18 protein-coding genes are annotated in these 16732 nt (G+C 37.9%); 6 read left to right on the top strand and 12 right to left on the bottom strand.

Annotated features, from left to right (window positions below; translation table 11 throughout):
• The first annotated feature begins 2 nt into the window (after positions 1-2).
• From J5J03_RS10670 to J5J03_RS10655, 4 genes are all read left to right on the top strand, one after another.
• Entirely contained in the window at positions 3-815 is an 813-nt protein-coding gene (locus tag J5J03_RS10670; RefSeq protein ID WP_208589441.1) for a purine-nucleoside phosphorylase, read from the top strand.
• Positions 816-835: 20 nt separating this feature from the next.
• Complete coding sequence (locus tag J5J03_RS10665; RefSeq protein WP_208589439.1) at positions 836-1237, top strand: cytidine deaminase; 402 nt, start codon at positions 836-838, stop codon at positions 1235-1237.
• A gap of 9 nt (positions 1238-1246) precedes the next feature.
• On the top strand, positions 1247-1918 hold the full coding sequence (gene deoC / locus J5J03_RS10660; RefSeq protein WP_208589438.1) for a deoxyribose-phosphate aldolase: 672 nt from the start codon (positions 1247-1249) through the stop codon (positions 1916-1918).
• 474 nt (positions 1919-2392) lie between these two features.
• Positions 2393-3019 carry a DUF421 domain-containing protein gene (locus J5J03_RS10655; protein WP_208589437.1) on the top strand — a complete coding sequence of 209 codons (627 nt, stop codon included), beginning with the start codon at positions 2393-2395 and terminating at the stop codon, positions 3017-3019.
• Between the two features lie 48 nt (positions 3020-3067).
• Here J5J03_RS10655 and J5J03_RS10650 read toward each other — a convergent pair whose 3' ends face one another.
• The 8 genes from J5J03_RS10650 to ilvB all read right to left on the bottom strand — a co-directional run bounded on the left by J5J03_RS10650 (position 3068) and on the right by ilvB (position 12067).
• Positions 3068-3766 carry a TraR/DksA C4-type zinc finger protein gene (locus J5J03_RS10650; protein ID WP_208589436.1) on the bottom strand — a complete coding sequence of 233 codons (699 nt, stop codon included), beginning with the start codon at positions 3764-3766 and terminating at the stop codon, positions 3068-3070.
• 165 nt (positions 3767-3931) lie between these two features.
• Positions 3932-4516: a 3-isopropylmalate dehydratase small subunit gene (leuD, locus tag J5J03_RS10645; protein WP_208589435.1), complete on the bottom strand. Its 585-nt coding sequence runs from the start codon at positions 4514-4516 to the stop codon at positions 3932-3934.
• Positions 4517-4537: 21 nt separating this feature from the next.
• Complete coding sequence (gene leuC, locus J5J03_RS10640; protein WP_208589434.1) at positions 4538-5956, bottom strand: 3-isopropylmalate dehydratase large subunit; 1419 nt, start codon at positions 5954-5956, stop codon at positions 4538-4540.
• Positions 5957-6130: 174 nt separating this feature from the next.
• Entirely contained in the window at positions 6131-7198 is a 1068-nt protein-coding gene (gene leuB, locus J5J03_RS10635; protein WP_208589433.1) for a 3-isopropylmalate dehydrogenase, read from the bottom strand.
• 24 nt (positions 7199-7222) lie between these two features.
• The gene (locus J5J03_RS10630) at positions 7223-8746 is read right to left on the bottom strand and encodes a 2-isopropylmalate synthase (RefSeq protein WP_208589431.1); all 1524 of its coding nucleotides are present in this window, start codon (positions 8744-8746) and stop codon (positions 7223-7225) included.
• On the bottom strand, positions 8733-9764 hold the full coding sequence (gene ilvC, locus J5J03_RS10625; protein ID WP_208589430.1) for a ketol-acid reductoisomerase: 1032 nt from the start codon (positions 9762-9764) through the stop codon (positions 8733-8735). Before ilvC ends, J5J03_RS10630 begins: the two co-directional genes overlap by 14 nt.
• Positions 9765-9818: 54 nt before the next feature.
• Positions 9819-10337 carry an acetolactate synthase small subunit gene (ilvN, locus tag J5J03_RS10620; protein WP_208589429.1) on the bottom strand — a complete coding sequence of 173 codons (519 nt, stop codon included), beginning with the start codon at positions 10335-10337 and terminating at the stop codon, positions 9819-9821.
• Positions 10334-12067, bottom strand: a complete 1734-nt coding sequence (gene ilvB / locus J5J03_RS10615) for a biosynthetic-type acetolactate synthase large subunit (RefSeq protein WP_208589425.1) — start codon at positions 12065-12067, stop codon at positions 10334-10336. The genes ilvN and ilvB overlap by 4 nt, the downstream gene beginning before the upstream one ends.
• Positions 12068-12729: 662 nt before the next feature.
• Between ilvB and J5J03_RS10610 the strand changes: the two genes are divergently transcribed.
• Both J5J03_RS10610 and J5J03_RS10605 read left to right on the top strand, forming a co-directional pair.
• A complete protein-coding gene (locus tag J5J03_RS10610) occupies positions 12730-13203 on the top strand; it encodes a DUF6884 domain-containing protein (RefSeq protein ID WP_208589424.1) in 474 nt (157 codons plus the stop codon).
• A gap of 1 nt (position 13204) precedes the next feature.
• On the top strand, positions 13205-14182 hold the full coding sequence (locus tag J5J03_RS10605; protein WP_208589423.1) for a zinc-binding dehydrogenase: 978 nt from the start codon (positions 13205-13207) through the stop codon (positions 14180-14182).
• A gap of 104 nt (positions 14183-14286) precedes the next feature.
• Here J5J03_RS10605 and spoVAE read toward each other — a convergent pair whose 3' ends face one another.
• Genes spoVAE through J5J03_RS10585 form a run of 4 tightly spaced genes read right to left on the bottom strand, consistent with a single transcriptional unit; the run spans position 14287 to position 16586 of the window.
• Complete coding sequence (spoVAE, locus tag J5J03_RS10600) at positions 14287-14637, bottom strand: stage V sporulation protein AE (RefSeq protein ID WP_208589422.1); 351 nt, start codon at positions 14635-14637, stop codon at positions 14287-14289.
• A gap of 17 nt (positions 14638-14654) precedes the next feature.
• Positions 14655-15659, bottom strand: a complete 1005-nt coding sequence (gene spoVAD / locus J5J03_RS10595; RefSeq protein WP_208589421.1) for a stage V sporulation protein AD — start codon at positions 15657-15659, stop codon at positions 14655-14657.
• Complete coding sequence (gene spoVAC / locus J5J03_RS10590; RefSeq protein ID WP_208589420.1) at positions 15659-16114, bottom strand: stage V sporulation protein AC; 456 nt, start codon at positions 16112-16114, stop codon at positions 15659-15661. The genes spoVAD and spoVAC overlap by 1 nt, the downstream gene beginning before the upstream one ends.
• 13 nt (positions 16115-16127) lie before the next feature.
• Entirely contained in the window at positions 16128-16586 is a 459-nt protein-coding gene (locus J5J03_RS10585; RefSeq protein WP_208589418.1) for a YhcN/YlaJ family sporulation lipoprotein, read from the bottom strand.
• Positions 16587-16732: the final 146 nt, after the last annotated feature.

Below are 16732 nucleotides of genomic sequence, written 5' to 3'. Positions count from 1 at the left end.
AAGTGAACCAGCTAGTTGAAGCAACTGCATATTTACAAGACAAAATAAAAACACAACCTAAAATCGGTTTAATTCTGGGATCGGGTTTAGGCATGCTAGCAGATGAAATAGAAAATTCAACAAAAATTAAATATGAAGAAATTCCAGGATTTCCAGTATCAACTGTTGAAGGACATGCAGGACAATTAGTGATTGGAAACTTGCAAGGTGTCGATGTCATCGCCATGCAAGGACGTTTTCATTACTATGAAGGATACGGACTTGATGCGGTAACATTTCCGGTTCGTGTTATGAAAGAATTAGGTGTTGAAAAGTTATTAGTAACGAATGCAGCGGGTGGTGTGAACCGTTCTTTAGAACCGGGAGATCTCATGTTGATTACGGATCATATCAACAATACTGGACAAAACCCATTAATCGGAGAAAACGTTCATGAGCATGGAGTTCGATTCCCTGATATGTCAACTGCATATGATCGTGAATTACAAGTAGTAGCAAAACAAGCGGCTGTACAACTAGACATTACCTTAAAAGAAGGTGTCTATGTTTGGAATACTGGACCAAGTTATGAGACTCCGGCAGAAATCCGCATGTTAGATACCATCGGGGGAGATGCCGTTGGAATGTCGACTGTACCTGAAGTAACCGTTGCTCGTCACGCGGGCATCAAATGTGTCGGTATTTCTTGTATCTCCAATATGGCGGCAGGAATTTTAGATCAACCATTAACACATGATGAGGTTATTGAAACGACAGAAAAAGTTCGAGAATCCTTTTTAAAATTTGTGAAACAGCTAATACAAGATATTGGCTAAAATAAAAGGGGGAGAACGAGATGGAAAAACAATTAATAGAAGAGGCTAAAAAGGCACGTAAAAAAGCATATGTACCGTATTCCAAGTTTAAAGTAGGCGCGGCATTATTGGATGACAAAGGAAACATTTTCCACGGTTGCAATATCGAAAACGCTGCTTACTCCATGACTAATTGTGGTGAAAGAACTGCTTTATTTCATGCGTATGCAACAGGTTCTAATAAATTTGAAATGATAGCTGTCGTGGCAGATACAGATCGCCCCGTATCACCGTGTGGAGCTTGTCGTCAAGTCTTGGCAGAGCTTTGTGAACCTGATATGAAAGTACTGTTAACGAATCTTCAAGGAGATGTACAAGAAACCACGGTTAGGGAGTTACTTCCAGGTGCATTTATTGCTGATGATATGTCCAATGTAAAATAATGAAGGAGGATGAACATGACTTTAGCAAACAAAATTGATCATACTGCATTAAAACCAGATACAACAAATGAACAAATTGAGACGTTATGTAATGAAGCGAAAGAATATGGTTTTTACTCTGTTTGTGTCAATCCGACATGGGTTAGCTATGCGAAAGAATTATTAAAAGGAAGCCATGTAGCAGTTTGTACGGTGATTGGTTTCCCATTAGGTGCGACATCTTCGGCAGTTAAAGCTTTTGAAACGAAATATACTATCGAAAAAGGTGCGACAGAAGTTGACATGGTAATAAATATTGCAGCCTTAAAAGATGGAAAACAGGAGCTAGTTCAAAAAGATATCGCAGGAGTTGTACAGGCTGCATCTGGAAAGGCATTAGTAAAAGTAATTATTGAAACATGTTTATTAACGCAGGAAGAAAAAGAAACAGCATGCCGGTTAGCTGTTGCAGCAGGTGCTGACTATGTTAAGACATCTACAGGTTTCTCAACCGGAGGAGCAACAACAGAAGATATTGCCTTAATGCGTAAAACAGTCGGGCCAGATATTGGGGTGAAAGCCTCTGGTGGCGTACGTGATTTAGAAACAGCGCAAGCAATGATCGATGCAGGGGCATCCCGAATTGGAGCAAGTGCAAGTGTAGCCATTGTAAAAGGCGAAGCAACTGATAGTGACTATTAAATAAGATGATTAAAGTACTTTATGTGATTGTGCTTGTAGAGAGACCCATTTATTTCTCTCTACAAGCATATTTTTATAAGATAGCATACATTTCAGCATTTAAGATCTCAATATGCCCAGATAGCTTGCTTTATCCGTAAGAATGGTAAGGACCAAAAGTATTTATTATACTTTTACGCTATTTCAGGTATATTGGCAATACTTGAAATCATTTAGTAAAAAACATACATAATCCATTTATGACAAGACATCCTATGAAGGAAGAAAAGTAGGAAGTGATCCTAATGGACTTGCAAGAGAATGAATATCAAGCCAGGGATATTGTCTATGTATTTTATCGTAATACATATCCGCAAAATTAGAATTAGATGAGGGAAAAAGACGATATAAAGTTCTTTCCAAATGCAAGACTTGAGTACTTTACTTAGGAAACGATAGACTAGGCTCAGCCAGATATCGAAAGGATGGACACTGATGGAATTTGATTGGATATGGAAAGCTATTTTAATTATTATTATAGGAACGTTACTACTTCGCGTAGCCGGCAGAAAATCAATATCCCAAATGTCTTTAGCACAAACTGTCCTGATGATCGGTATAGGATCCTTACTCATTCAGCCTATATCTGGTGAAAATATCTGGGTAACATTTGGAGTAGGGGCAATTTTGATTCTTACCTTAATTGTGATGGAGTATTCACAAATTAAATGGGATATAGCAGAAAAAATTATTACTGGGAAGTCAGTTACCTTAATCGAAAATGGCCAACTTATTGAAAAGAATTTAAAAAAGTACCGAATATCTGTAGACTTATTAGAAATGTTGTTACGTCAGCAAAACGTGAGTAATATTAGTGATGTAGAATGGGCAACATTAGAACCAAATGGGCAGCTAGGGTATATGTTAAAATCTGAAGCTCAACCTATGACAAAAGGTGATTTACAACAACTTGTACACCAATTGCAACAATTACAAATGAAGATAAACACATTACAGGATAATATAAACCCTTCCAATCAAAATGCTAAGAATCAAGGCAATATATTTCAAGAGGTAGCCAATAAACAACACCAAACTCCACCTCCTAAACATCTTGAGTAAAGTATTATGTAGGACCAACTATATAATAGATGGTCCTACATAAAGATGTTACTGATCATATAAAATCGACTTGATATCATTTTCATCTAAATAATCTTCATATTTTTCATGTCTTTCATTAACGCCAATATATTTTCCATCCATATCAGCTAATAAAAATCCTTCCAGTTCCTCTACACTTCCGACTTGTTCTTCTGAATGGTAATACATATCATCATAATCTTTTTCTGTATCATAAAAGTCTGAAGGGCCATCAGAGGAACCGTACATTTCTACACTTTGCCATGCGTCTTCACCATCAAATATCGTATGGTCATAACCTTCTAATTCCTGTTCATCGATATTGGAGTGGAGAATATCTTCTTCAATCGGTCTTTGTTTCTTGACTTCGTGTTCTGCGTGCATCATACAATGAGTAGTGGTAGGTATTGCCATCACACGTTCTGCAGGTATATCGCTATGGCAGATTTCACATTTTCCATATGTTCCATTGTCGATCGCTTGTAATGCGTGTTTAATATCAGCTAATTCTTTTTCCTCATGTTCATTAAGCGCAATGTCTTTTTCACGTTCAAATAACTCTGAACCTGTATCAGCTGGATGATTATCGTAATTGGATAATTCTGAAACGGATTCTTTATTGACAGCTTGCTCTAAGCCGAAATGATCTTTGAGATGCTCTTTAATTTCTTTTTTTCGTGTTAATAATTCCTGTTTGCATTGTTGTATTTCTGTGGGATGTAGCAAATATTACACCTCCTTATATCTGTTAGTATGTCCGAATCTTCATATCCCACTAAAGATGATTTTGGAAAATTAAATGGATAAAGGAAAAGAAGAGAGGAGAGGATATATTATAGAATGTCATTAAAAAAAGCTGACCTCCTTATCTAAGGAAATCAGCTTTTTCGATTAACCATTTGCTTGTTCAAATTGAGATATTTTACCTTCATGTGTTAAGGTAACAGCAATTTCATCCCAACCATTTAGAAGCATTTCTCGCTTATAGTCATCTAAGTCAAAAGAAGCTTCAAAACCTTGATTGTCATAGACTTTTTTTACTTCAAGGTCAACAGTTACGTGATATTGATCGGCTTCCGCATTGTTAATTAAGGTTTGTACTTCTTCTTCTGTTAATTTAACAGGTAAGATGCCATTTTTCGTACAATTGTTATAAAAAATATCAGCATAGCTTGGAGCTATGATCACTCTAAAGCCATAATCCTGTAATGCCCATGGTGCATGTTCCCGGGAAGATCCACAGCCGAAGTTTTCTCCGGCAACTAAGATAGATGTTCCTTGATATTTTGGCTGATTTAAAGAGAAATCGTTACGCAATTCGCCCTTTGAGTCAAAACGCCAGTTATAAAAAACGAATTGACCAAATCCTTGACGTGAAATACGTTTTAGAAATTGTTTGGGAATGATTTGGTCAGTATCAATATTCGCACGATTTAAAGGGTATACTAGCCCTTCATGTTTACGGATTGGTTCCATTTTGGTAGCCTCCTTTAACATTTAGCTTGGTGTTGGAATGGATAAATGTCGAACATCAACAAAGTGTCCTTTGATTGCAGCTGCTGCAGCCATTTCAGGACTTACTAAGTGTGTACGAGCACCAGTACCTTGACGACCTTCAAAATTACGATTAGAAGTAGAAGCACAACGTTCGCCTTCCGGAACAACGTCATCGTTCATGGCAAGACACATACTGCATCCAGCATCACGCCATTCAAAACCAGCATTTTTAAAGATAAGATCGATGCCTTCTTTTTCGGCTTGAGCTTTTACACTATGAGAACCAGGGACAACAATAGCTCGAACATTAGGGTTCACTTTGTGGCCTTTCACAATTTCAGATGCTCTACGTAAGTCTGCAAGTCGAGAGTTAGTACAAGATCCGATAAATACGTGTTCAATTTCAACAGAAGAGATCGGTTCTCCGCCTTCAAGTCCCATGTACTCTAAAGCACGCGTTATTTCTTCACGTTCATTATCATGGTTTGCATCATCAACTGTTGGAACGTTTGCGCTCACGGGAATACACATACCAGGGTTTGTTCCCCATGTAACCTGTGGTTCAATTTCATCCGCATCAATTTCGACTTGTTCATCATAAATGGCACCTTCATCTGTTGCTAGTGCTTTCCATTCTTCAGCAAGCTGCTCGAATTCTTGACCGTTTGGAACATGGCGTTTTCCGCGTAAAAATTCAACGGTTGTGTCATCCGGGCTGATCAAACCTGCACGAGCACCAGCTTCAATCGACATATTACAGACTGTCATACGACCTTCCATAGATAGATCTCGGATTGCTTCTCCAGTATATTCGATAACATATCCGGTACCGAATTTCACACCAAATTTACCGATAATTGCTAAAATTAAGTCTTTTGCTGTTACACCTGTACCTAATTTTCCATTGACTTTCACATTTAATGTTTTTGGTTTTTGCTGCCAAATGGTTTGGGTAGCTAATACGTGCTCTACTTCACTGGTACCGATACCGAAGGCTAATGCACCGAATGCTCCGTGAGTAGAAGTATGACTGTCACCGCAAACAATTGTTTTACCAGGTTGTGTCAATCCTAATTCTGGCCCGATGACGTGTACGATACCTTGGTCAGGATGGTGGATATCTGCTAAAGGTACACCAAACTCTTCACAGTTTGCTTTTAATGTCTCCATTTGTGTTTTGGATACTTCATCTTTGATAACATTACGGTGGATCGTTGGTACGTTGTGATCCATGGTTGCAAAGGTACGATCAGGTCTGCGTACTTTTCGATTATTGATTCTAAGCCCTTCAAACGCTTGAGGGGAAGTAACCTCATGGACTAAGTGTAAGTCAATATATAAAAGATCAGGTTTCCCTTCTTCATGATGGACGATATGTTTTTCCCAAATCTTTTCAATAATAGTCTTCGGTTTTCTCATCTGTTTCACTCCTTACTTATTAGTTTTTACCAAGATAAGACTGTATTGCTCAACACTGCTGAAAAATATATCTATTGTGGGATATTTTTATTCACTCCAGAAAACTAGTTGCTCATTTAGAAAAAGATCGGCGTTTATCTATTTGGAATAGGTACGCCGAAGTTTTCCGTCTTATTATTGGATTGCGTCAACGATTAACTGTGTCATTTCGGTTGTGTTGACTAGTTTTCCTTTGTCATTTTTTAAATCTGCTGTGTGATAGTTTTGATTTAATACTTTTTCTACTGCATCTTCAATTGCTTGTGCTTCTTCATTCATATCAAACGAATATCGTAGCATCATGGCAGCTGAAAGGATCATTGCAATTGGGTTGGCAATACCTTTACCAGCAATATCAGGTGCAGAACCATGCGCAGGTTCATATAAACCAACACCATCTTCTGCTAAGCTGGCAGAAGGGAGCATCCCAAGTGATCCAGTTAGAACAGAAGCTTCATCACTTAAAATATCACCAAACATATTCTCTGTTACCATCACATCAAATTGTGTCGGGTTTGTGATCAGTTTCATTGCCGCAGCGTCGACTAATACGTGCTCAACGGTAACATTTGGATATTCTCCTTTTTTTTCTTCGACAATTTCTCTCCATAGTTTACTAGATTCTAACACATTTGCCTTATCAACAGAGGTTAGGTGGTTATTACGTAACTCTGCACTTTGAAAGGCTTTATCGATAATACGTTCCATCTCTTTTCGGGTATATGCTAATGTGTCCACAACAGCATTCCCATTATCAAGTCGTTCACTTGGTCTTCCAAAATATAAACCACCAGTTAGTTCACGGACAATTAATAAGTCACTGCCTTGTATGATTTCTTCTTTTAGTGGAGATGCATGTAAAAGATTTTTAAAGCCTTTAACAGGGCGCAGGTTCGCATATAAATCTAGCGCTTTACGGATACCCAGCAAACCACGTTCGGGTCTTAAATCGGAAGGATTATTATCCCACTTCGGACCACCTACTGCACCTAATAAAACAGCATCAGCACTCTTACAAGCTTCTACCGTTTCGTCAGGAAGAGGAGTAGCATGATTATCAATGGCAACTCCACCGATGTCATATGAAGAAAATTCAAAAGCTTTATGATATTTTTTGCTAATTGCTTCTAGGACTTCTTTGGCAGAATAGATAACTTCTGCTCCAATTCCATCACCCGGAAGCAGGACGATGTTTTTACTCAATTCATTGACCTCCTACATACCGACTTAGATTGCTTTTTTTTGGTAAATAGCTCGGTTTACACCGTTTAGATATGCTTGCACAGCAGCTTCTAACACATCTTGTGCGGAACCGCGTCCACTTACAGTCTTTCCATCAACGGTTAAGCTCACATGTACTTCTGCGAGTGCATCACGACCTTGACCAATTGAATTTAGTTGAAAATCAGTAAGGTGTGTTTCTTCCGTAATTATTTGATCTAATGTGTTATATAGTGCTTCCACACTACCTGAACCTGTGCTCGTATCTTCTACTTGTTCATGATCAGGAGTAGAAAGTGACACTGTTGCACTAGGCTGATCATTTGATCCATATTGAACTTGAAAATTTTGCAGTCGATAACGTTTCACATTCGAGGTATCTGTTTGAATGTCAGTAAGGATTGCAAACAAATCATCGTCTGTGACTTCTTTTTTGCGATCTGTTAATAATTTAAACGCCTTAAATGCTTCCTTTATTTTGTCTTCTGTAAGGTCGTATCCAAGCTGCTTAATTTTATCTGTAAATGCATGACGACCTGAGTGCTTACCTAATACAAGGTTATTAGAATGAACACCGACTAATTCTGGTGTAATAATTTCATACGTTTGTGCATTTTTTAATACACCATCCTGGTGAATGCCAGATTCATGTGCAAAAGCATTTCGTCCAACAACCGCTTTGTTTCCAGGTACCGTCATACCAGTGAATTTACTTACCATATCACTAGTACGTTTAATTTCATTTAAAACTAAATTAGTATGATAAGGATAATAATCATTGCGAATTTTTAATGCTACAGCAAACTCTTCCAATGATGCGTTTCCTGCACGTTCACCGATACCGTTAATTGTACCTTCGACTTGTGTAGCACCATTTTCTACTGCCGCAATAGAGTTAGCTAAAGCCATCCCTAGGTCATCATGGCAATGACAAGAAAGATCAACTTTATCTATGTTTGGTACATTTTCTTTAATATACTTAAACATTGCACCGTATTCACGTGGCATAGTATAACCAACTGTATCAGGTAAGTTAATCACGGTAGCACCAGCATCAATTACTTTTTCAATAATTTTTACCAGGAAATCTAAGTCAGTACGTGATGCATCCTCTGCAGACCATTCAACATGATCAAAGAATTGTTTACCGTATTGGACCATTTCAACAGCTGTTTCAATCACTTCTTCTGGCGTTTTCTTTAATTTATATTCCATATGAATAGGGGAGGTGGCAATAAAAACGTGAAGTCTAGGTTGAGTCGCATTTTTTAAAGCATCGCGACAAGCATCAATATCGGATTTAACTGCACGAGCTAAACCAGTTACAGATACATTCTTCACTGTTTCAGCAATTTTTTTCACTGCTTCAAAATCGCCTTTGGAGGAAGCAGGGAACCCTGCTTCCATGACATCTACCCCAAAGCGTTCTAATTGTTTAGCAAGCTCTAATTTTTCTAGCTGATTGAGATTGACACCTGGTGATTGTTCACCATCACGAAGTGTCGTATCAAAAATCTTAATTTGAGTCACTAGAGACCACTTCCTTTTTATTAATTGCCTTTTGCTTAACAAATGGCATTAATTCACGCAGTTCTCTACCTACCTTCTCAATTTGATGTTCGCTTTCTGCTTTCTTAATAGCAGTATAACGAGGGCGATTAGCTTGATTTTCAAGAATCCAACCTTGAGCAAATTTACCTGTTTGGATATCAGATAATACGTCTTTCATACGTGCTTTTGTATCTTCGTCAACAATTCGAGGACCTGACATAAAGTCACCCCATTCAGCAGTATCAGAAATAGAGTGGCGCATGTTTTCTAATCCACCTTCATAAAGTAGGTCTACGATTAGTTTTAATTCATGTAGACATTCAAAATAGGCAACTTCTGGTTGATATCCAGCTTCTACAAGTGTTTCGAATCCAGCTTTTACAAGAGCAGAAGTACCACCACAAAGTACAGCTTGCTCACCGAATAAATCTGTTTCTGTTTCTTCTTGGAAACTTGTTTCTAGAATACCAGCGCGACCGGCTCCGATCCCTTTTGCGTAGGCTAGAGCCACATCTGTTGCTTGGCCTGTCGCATCTTGGAAAATACCATAAAGTGCAGGTACACCAGCACCTTCTTCATATGTTCTGCGCACTAAATGACCAGGTCCTTTCGGTGCTACTAGAAATACATCCACATCTGCAGGAGGTACGATTTGATTAAAGTGAATATTAAATCCATGAGCAAATACTAGTGCATTTCCAGCTTCTAAGTTTGGCTCAATTGCCTCTTTATAAATGGATGGTTGATATTCATCAGGAAGTAGGATCATAATAACATCTGCTTCCTTAGATGCATCTGCTACAGATTTTACGTCCACACCATCTTCTACCGCTTTATCCCAAGAACGACCTTTACGAAGACCAACCACTACATCAAAACCACTTTCTTTTAAGTTCAATGCATGTGCATGGCCTTGAGAGCCATAACCGATAATCGCGATCTTTTTGGATTGTAATACCTCTTCGTTAATATTGTTGTTATAAAGTACTTTAGTCATAATAAACTACATCCTCTCCATATTTTTTAATATTATATAATAATGAAATTATTATTAACCTAATAGTGATTGAAAGCTACCGTCTGTATTGGGCTGCTGTCCACGAACAAAAGCTGTTAAGCCTGTGCGTGCTAATTCTTTAATGCCATAGGGTCTTAGCAGTTCAATTAATGCTTCGACTTTATCTGGCTTACCAGTAACTTGGATGGATAAGCTATCTTTACTTACATCGATAATTGAAGCACGGAATGGTTCAATAATGCCCTGAACCTCTGCGCGTAATTGGCTGTTGCTGACAATTTTTATCAGTGCAAGCTCACGTGAGACAATAGCTTTATCCGTAATATCCGAAACTTTAATAACATCTATTTGTTTGTTTAGCTGTTTCGTTACTTGTTCTAACTTTTGTGAATCTTCAACATCAACAACAAATGTCATTTTACTCATACCTTCTGTTTCAGTTCTGCCAACAGAGATACTTTCGATGTTAAATTGACGTCGTTGTAAGAGACTTGTGATGCGGTTTAACACTCCGCTGCGATTTCTGACCGTTGCAGTTATTATACGTTTCATGGTTTCACCCCAATCATTTCATTTAATCCTGTACCAGGTGCTATCATTGGGAATACATTTTCCTGCTGCAAGACGCGAGCATCAACTACTACTGGACCTTCATAATCAAAAATCTCAGGCAATGCTTGAATAAACTCATCTTGTGTTGTTACTTGTAACCCTTTAACATTATAAGATTCAGCCAATTTAACAAAATCAGGTTGAATACTAAAAATAGATTGTGAATAACGCTCAGAATAGAATTTTTCCTGCCATTGTCTAACCATTCCTAATGCTTGATTATTTACAATGATTACTTTGACTGGCAATCCCTTTTCTTGCAGGATTGATAACTCCTGAAGAGTCATTTGAAAACCACCGTCACCAACGATAGCAACAACTGTCTCATCAGGCTTAGCAAGCTGTGCACCAATTGCTGCTGGAAAACCAAAACCCATTGTTCCTAAGCCACCAGATGATACCCATTTGTCAGGTTTGGTGAAGGTGTAATATTGTGCGGCCCACATTTGATGTTGCCCCACATCAGTAGTCACAATAGCATTTCCTTTGGTTGCCTCATGGACTTTCTTAATAACCCATTGTCCGATCATCTCCTGATCAGGGTTATTGAACCATAGTGGATAGCTTTCTTTGTTTTCGTGAATGCGGACAAGCCATTCATCATGCTCAGGATGTTGGATATCATGTGATAAAAGTTTCTGTACTGCTGCCTTGGCATCTCCAACAATCGGTATATCTGTGGCAACGTTTTTACCAATTTCTGCTGGATCAATATCAATGTGAGCTACTGTTGCGTTAGGTGCAAAGGATGTTAATTTACCGGTTAAACGGTCGTCAAACCTTGCTCCAATATTGATTAATAAGTCACATTCATATAAAGCGGTATTGGAAGCGTATGTCCCGTGCATACCTGCCATTCCCATAAATAATGGATGGTCACCAGGGAATGCTCCTAAACCTAGCAGAGTAGAGGCGACAGGTAAAGAATATTTCTCGGCAAACTCTTGTACTTCCTCGGAAGCTTTTGCAAATAAGATACCTGCACCTGTTAGTAGAACTGGTTTTTTTGCCTTACCAATTGCTTCAGCAAGCTTTTTCGTTTGCAATGGGTTAGGTTTGGTTGTTGGTTGATATCCTGGTAAATCTAATTCCACATTTGCTTTGAAATCTGCTTCAACCACCTCACCAGAAATATCCTTCGGTATGTCAATTAATACTGGTCCAGGACGCCCTGTTGTTGCAATGTGAAACGATTCTTTGACAATGCGAGGTAGATCTTTAACATCGCGAACTTGATAATTATGCTTCGTAATAGGCGTAGTCACACCCATTACATCTACTTCTTGAAATGCGTCCGTTCCAATTACTCCTTGGGCAACTTGACCTGTAATGATGATCATCGGCAAAGAATCAATCATCGCATCGGCAATACCAGTTACTAAGTTGGTTGCACCTGGTCCTGATGTTGCAACGACAACACCAGGCTTTCCAGAAACTCTTGCATAACCTTCTGCTGCATGTATTGAGCCTTGTTCATGTCGAGCTAGGATTTGTTCGAAAGCATCCTGAGCTTTATAAAGAGCATCGAAAATAGGCAAAGCTGCTCCGCCTGGGTAACCGAATAATGTATCGACACCTTCGTTAATTAACGATTCGACGAGTAGATCAGCACCTGTTTTGGGTTCATTATAGTCTGTAGCTGATTGTGCTTGCTTTTGTGTTTTTTCCATTATAATCCCTCCTAAATGTTAGAATCTGAAAAATTAAATATAATATAATCATTTCATTTTCTTTATTATAGAAAAAAGGCCATTTCTAACTTGTTGTTGCTACTGAGATAGCAAAAACAAGGGAGAAAAGGCCTTTCTTTTCACGGTACCACCCTGATTCGCAATATTCTTACAAATATTGCCTTATGAAGCTACATTCATAGATAGCTTCATTTTGGTAACAGGTGTATGAACACCTGGCTATGCTTACTAAGAAAGACTGTTCAACATAGCACTCTGGGATGAGTATTCGGAATAGGGTGTATTACCGAGCTTCCACCATCCTCGGCTCTCTTTAAATACATAATCCTAATCCTTTATTCCCGTCAACGTTTTATATATATATTCTATAATTTATACTATACGATTGATTCTATCCTGTCTACAGATATTTTTTAAAAAATGTTTAATTTTCTGAAATATCTGATTGACGACAATAATACAACCAAAAAGCCTTTTGGTCAACCGTTTTTTAATAATTTTCTGACATTTCTTCTTGGTAAAGACGACTGTAAGCGATAACAATGTTGCTGTTATCTCGTTTTATTCTGACAATATTTTTTGCGTTTTACAGGTTGCCATTTAGTTATATATAATAGAGTGATTAGAATGGAGAGATGATCATGTCGCAGTTAGGTATTATCCCTTGTGGGAAGAAGAAAATATGGGATAAAATCCCTAGTACAGGTCCAACTAAAGCAAAAAATGCGTACATAGGTGTATTGCACCGTTTGTGCCGTCAATATGTAGAATTACATTTCGATAATTGGGTTATTATATCTGGAAAGTACGGATTGTTATTACCAGATGATATGATACCGGGGAATTACGATGTCACATTTCGCCCTAATGATCCAGAAGTAATAACGATTGACATATTAAGGAATCAATTAAAGGAAAAGGGTTTGGATTTGTTTCAGGACATCGTTGTGTTAACAGGAAAAAAATATCAACCAATTATTAATCAAACTTTTCAGCAAGCAGAGAGTATTCAATATCCTTTGTTAGGAACAAAAGGCATTGGTCAGATGCAAGGGTTATTAAAGAATAGCATGAACAATAACAAAGCTTTACATAAGAGAAGAAAGGAGTGCTAATATGAAAGCATATGTTGTCCAAAACGGGACATACCAATTAGTAGATATGCCTGAGTTAGAGCCGAAAGCAGGGCAAGTTTTAGTACGCTTAAAAACAGCAGGGTTAAATCACAGGGATTTGAAAATAAAAGATCGGGTTGGAAGTAAACCTGATCCTTATATTCTTGGATCTGACGGAGCTGGTGTGATTGAGAAAGCTGGTGAAGGATCTTCTCGATTTCAGGTTGGGGAGGAGGTACTTATTAATCCTGGCTTAAACTGGTATAATAACTCAGAGGCACCACCGAAAGACTTTGAGATTGTGGGAGTGCCATTTAATGGTACATTCGCTGAAAAAATTCTTATTGCAGAAGCCTTTGTTGAGAGAAAACCAGTGCATCTCAATTGGGAAGAAGCAGGAGTTTTTGCATTATCTGCTCTTACTGGTTACCGTGCTTTATTTACTCAAGGGCAAATAAAAAAAGGCGAGACATTATTTATTCCTGGTGTTGGTGGTGGAGTAACATCCTTTATCATCCAGATGGCTAAAGCAGTAGGAGCAAGAGTGATAACTTCTTCTAGAGATTCTGATAAATTAAAGCAAGCAGAGCAGTTAGGATTTGACCGAGGAATCTTAACCGATGAAGATTGGGAAACTGTATTAGCTGATGAAATGGTTGATATGGTGATTGAAAGTATTGGCGGTGCTACCTTTAACAAGTCATTAGAAGTACTTAAAAAAGGTGGCAGAATAGTTACCTTTGGTTCGTCTACTAACGATGAGATTACATTTAATTTGCGTTCGTTTTTTTACGGACAATACAAACTAATCGGCTCGACAATGGGGAGTAGGGAAGAGTTACGCGAGTTGATTGATTTCATCGAAAAACATAATATAAAGCCACTGCTTGATAAAGGTTATCCACTGGCTGATATAGATAAAGCCTTCACTTATTTAGAGACACAAAAGCAACTAGGCAAAATATATATTCATATGTAAAAAAAAGCAAAGCAGATGGACCTAATGCGGCTCCATCTGCCGATTTTGGGCACTTAAAGTATTCAAGCCACCACCATCCAAAAATGGATGTGGTTTGTTCTTTCTTAACCTTTTGCTTTGAAGCAGATGGCGCCTATCATTCCGAAGATGATTGCTGCAGAAATACCGGAGCTTGTTACTTCAAACATACCTGTAACAACACCTATCAATCCGTGTTTCTCAACCTCTTCTAATGCACCGTGAACAAGTGAGTTACCAAAGCTTGTGATCGGAACTGTAGCACCAGCCCCAGCAAAATCAATTAACGGCTCATATAATCCGAGCCCATCTAAAATAGCCCCAGCTACAACCAATGTGCTTAAGGTATGACCGGGAGTCAGCTTTCCTATATCAAGTAATAACTGACCGACTACACAGATTAGTCCCCCAACTATAAAAGACCATAAAAAAACCATTTTAGACCACCTCTTTTTTAAGCATTTTCAATAGATACTGCGTGTGCAATACACGGAATTGTTTGTCTTTGTTGAACGGTTAGGGGAGATAACAAAGCACCTGTAGCTGCAACTAAAATGCGATTGCATTCTCCTTGCAACAGCTTATTGATGAAGTGGCCATATGTAACCACTGCCGAACATGCTGCCCCACTAGCACCCGCAAATATCGGTTGATCAGGTTTATAGATGGTTAACCCGCAATCAACAAATTGATTTTCATTAATTTGATAATTATTTTGTTTGAATAAATCTAAGCAAATTTCACGGCCGACTTGAGCGAGATCTCCGGTTATAATGTAATCATAATAATCTGGAGAAATATTTCGATCCTTCAAATGTCTAGTGATGGTATCATAAGCAGCTGGAGCCATAGCACCACCCATATTAAAAGGATCTTTCAAGCCTCTGTCTACGACTTTTCCAATGGTAGCTGATGTTACTTTTGGACCTGTACCATTCTTTGAAAGAATGGCAATGCCTGCACCAGTAACTGTTAATTGAGAAGTGTCAGGTTTTTGACTTCCATATTCATTAGGATAACGAAATTGTCTTTCAACAGCAGAAGTATGACTTGCAGCTCCGGTCATAACATAATCAGCCTTCATTTGATTGATGATCAGTGCTGCTATAGCTAAACCTTCCATTGAAGTTGCACAAGCGTTAAAAATACCAAAATAAGGGATAGATAAACTTTTTGCTGCAAAGTTTGATGGAGTTAACTGATTGATAAGATCTCCATGTAGAAAAAACTGGATGTCACTTGTCTCCAAATTGGCTTTCTCAATGGCTAAGTGACAAGCATCTTCGATCATATGTTGATGTGCGAGTTCAAATGACTTTTCATCCATCCATTGATCAGTATAGAAATAATCAAAGTCATTAGGAATACTCCCTTTTTCTTCTAATGGTCCTCCAACAACTCCTGTTGAAATGATGGATGGTGGGGTATCAAATACCCATGTTTGTTTACCTGTCATCATTATGCGCCACTCCAATAAGAAAAAATAGTTTTAATTAAAGCTATAATAAATGCAGAAAATACACCGAAAAGAATTACAGACCCAGCAAGTTTAAACATATTTCCACCGACACCTTGTACAAATCCTTCTGTACGATGTTCAATTGCTGCAGAAATTACAGCATTACCAAATCCTGTAACAGGAACAGCCGTACCCGCCCCTGCAAATTGAGCAATACGATCATAAAGCCCAAACCCAGTAAGTAACATGGTGATAAAAATCAGAGTTGCAACTGTTGGATTACCAACAGTTTGCTCGGTGAAGTCAAAGAAGTACATATAAATGGTTGATATTACCTGTCCAATGACACAAATAAGCCCACCAATTAAAAAAGCCTTTATACAGTTTTTTAGTAATGGTCTTTTAGGTTCTTGGGCTTTTTCATAATCCTTGTAATTTGTATGGTGATCCTTCATTGCTTATCCTCCATCACGTTTTTTCTTTCAAAAGTTTTTTGAGTTTCTTTAATTTTTTTTGAGCTTCTTCCTTTGACAATTGTTGATTTTCTAGCTTGGTTAACTCCATAAAAAATTTTTGATCAGAAGTCACTTGAATTTCTTTGATATCCGTTAATGTTTCTAGGTCTTTTTTTACTCTTTTTTCTATTTTTTGTTCAACAGCTTGTTTAAGAGGTGTTGCATTAAAGGCAACAAAAAGCTGATCTTCAAGGTGAATTGCTTTGTATGAAGCAATGTCATTTGTCTGGTCGTCCAAATAGGTTTGTGCTATGCTTGGAATAGACTTTTCCTCATGTACATCTGACGTTTCTGAACTCAACATGACGATATCGGATGAATCACTTTGAGTTGTAGAGGAATTACCTTGATTATTACAGGCGGCAAGTATTAAGATGCACATGATTGTAGTGAATATATGTAACACTTTCATCTTTTTTCCTCCCTATATGAAATAGCCTTATACATATATTGTAGAAGTTTTAAAAAAGTATACATTTAAAATTTATAAAAGAAATGAAACCAAACGCTTAGGAAATACGTCTATATAAGAAAAGAAAAATGGCGAGGAGGAGTGGC

The organism is Gracilibacillus suaedae (assembly GCF_017599345.1).
Classification (GTDB): Bacteria; Bacillota; Bacilli; order Bacillales; family Amphibacillaceae; genus Gracilibacillus; species Gracilibacillus suaedae.
This window is presented reverse-complemented; position numbering and strand designations above follow the sequence as displayed.

Coding starts and splice junctions, on each gene's coding strand:
- J5J03_RS10665 (WP_208589439.1), top strand. CDS start 836: ATGGAAAAACAATTAATAGAAGAGGCTAAAAAGGCACGTAAAAAAGCA.
- J5J03_RS10585 (WP_208589418.1), bottom strand. CDS start 16,586: ATGAAAGTGTTACATATATTCACTACAATCATGTGCATCTTAATACTT.
- J5J03_RS10655 (WP_208589437.1), top strand. CDS start 2,393: ATGGAATTTGATTGGATATGGAAAGCTATTTTAATTATTATTATAGGA.
- deoC (WP_208589438.1), top strand. CDS start 1,247: ATGAACATGACTTTAGCAAACAAAATTGATCATACTGCATTAAAACCA.
- ilvB (WP_208589425.1), bottom strand. CDS start 12,067: ATGGAAAAAACACAAAAGCAAGCACAATCAGCTACAGACTATAATGAA.
- J5J03_RS10605 (WP_208589423.1), top strand. CDS start 13,205: ATGAAAGCATATGTTGTCCAAAACGGGACATACCAATTAGTAGATATG.
- ilvN (WP_208589429.1), bottom strand. CDS start 10,337: ATGAAACGTATAATAACTGCAACGGTCAGAAATCGCAGCGGAGTGTTA.
- spoVAE (WP_208589422.1), bottom strand. CDS start 14,637: ATGGTTTTTTTATGGTCTTTTATAGTTGGGGGACTAATCTGTGTAGTC.
- spoVAD (WP_208589421.1), bottom strand. CDS start 15,659: ATGATGACAGGTAAACAAACATGGGTATTTGATACCCCACCATCCATC.
- J5J03_RS10610 (WP_208589424.1), top strand. CDS start 12,730: ATGTCGCAGTTAGGTATTATCCCTTGTGGGAAGAAGAAAATATGGGAT.
- leuD (WP_208589435.1), bottom strand. CDS start 4,516: ATGGAACCAATCCGTAAACATGAAGGGCTAGTATACCCTTTAAATCGT.
- spoVAC (WP_208589420.1), bottom strand. CDS start 16,114: ATGAAGGATCACCATACAAATTACAAGGATTATGAAAAAGCCCAAGAA.
- ilvC (WP_208589430.1), bottom strand. CDS start 9,764: ATGACTAAAGTACTTTATAACAACAATATTAACGAAGAGGTATTACAA.
- leuC (WP_208589434.1), bottom strand. CDS start 5,956: ATGAGAAAACCGAAGACTATTATTGAAAAGATTTGGGAAAAACATATC.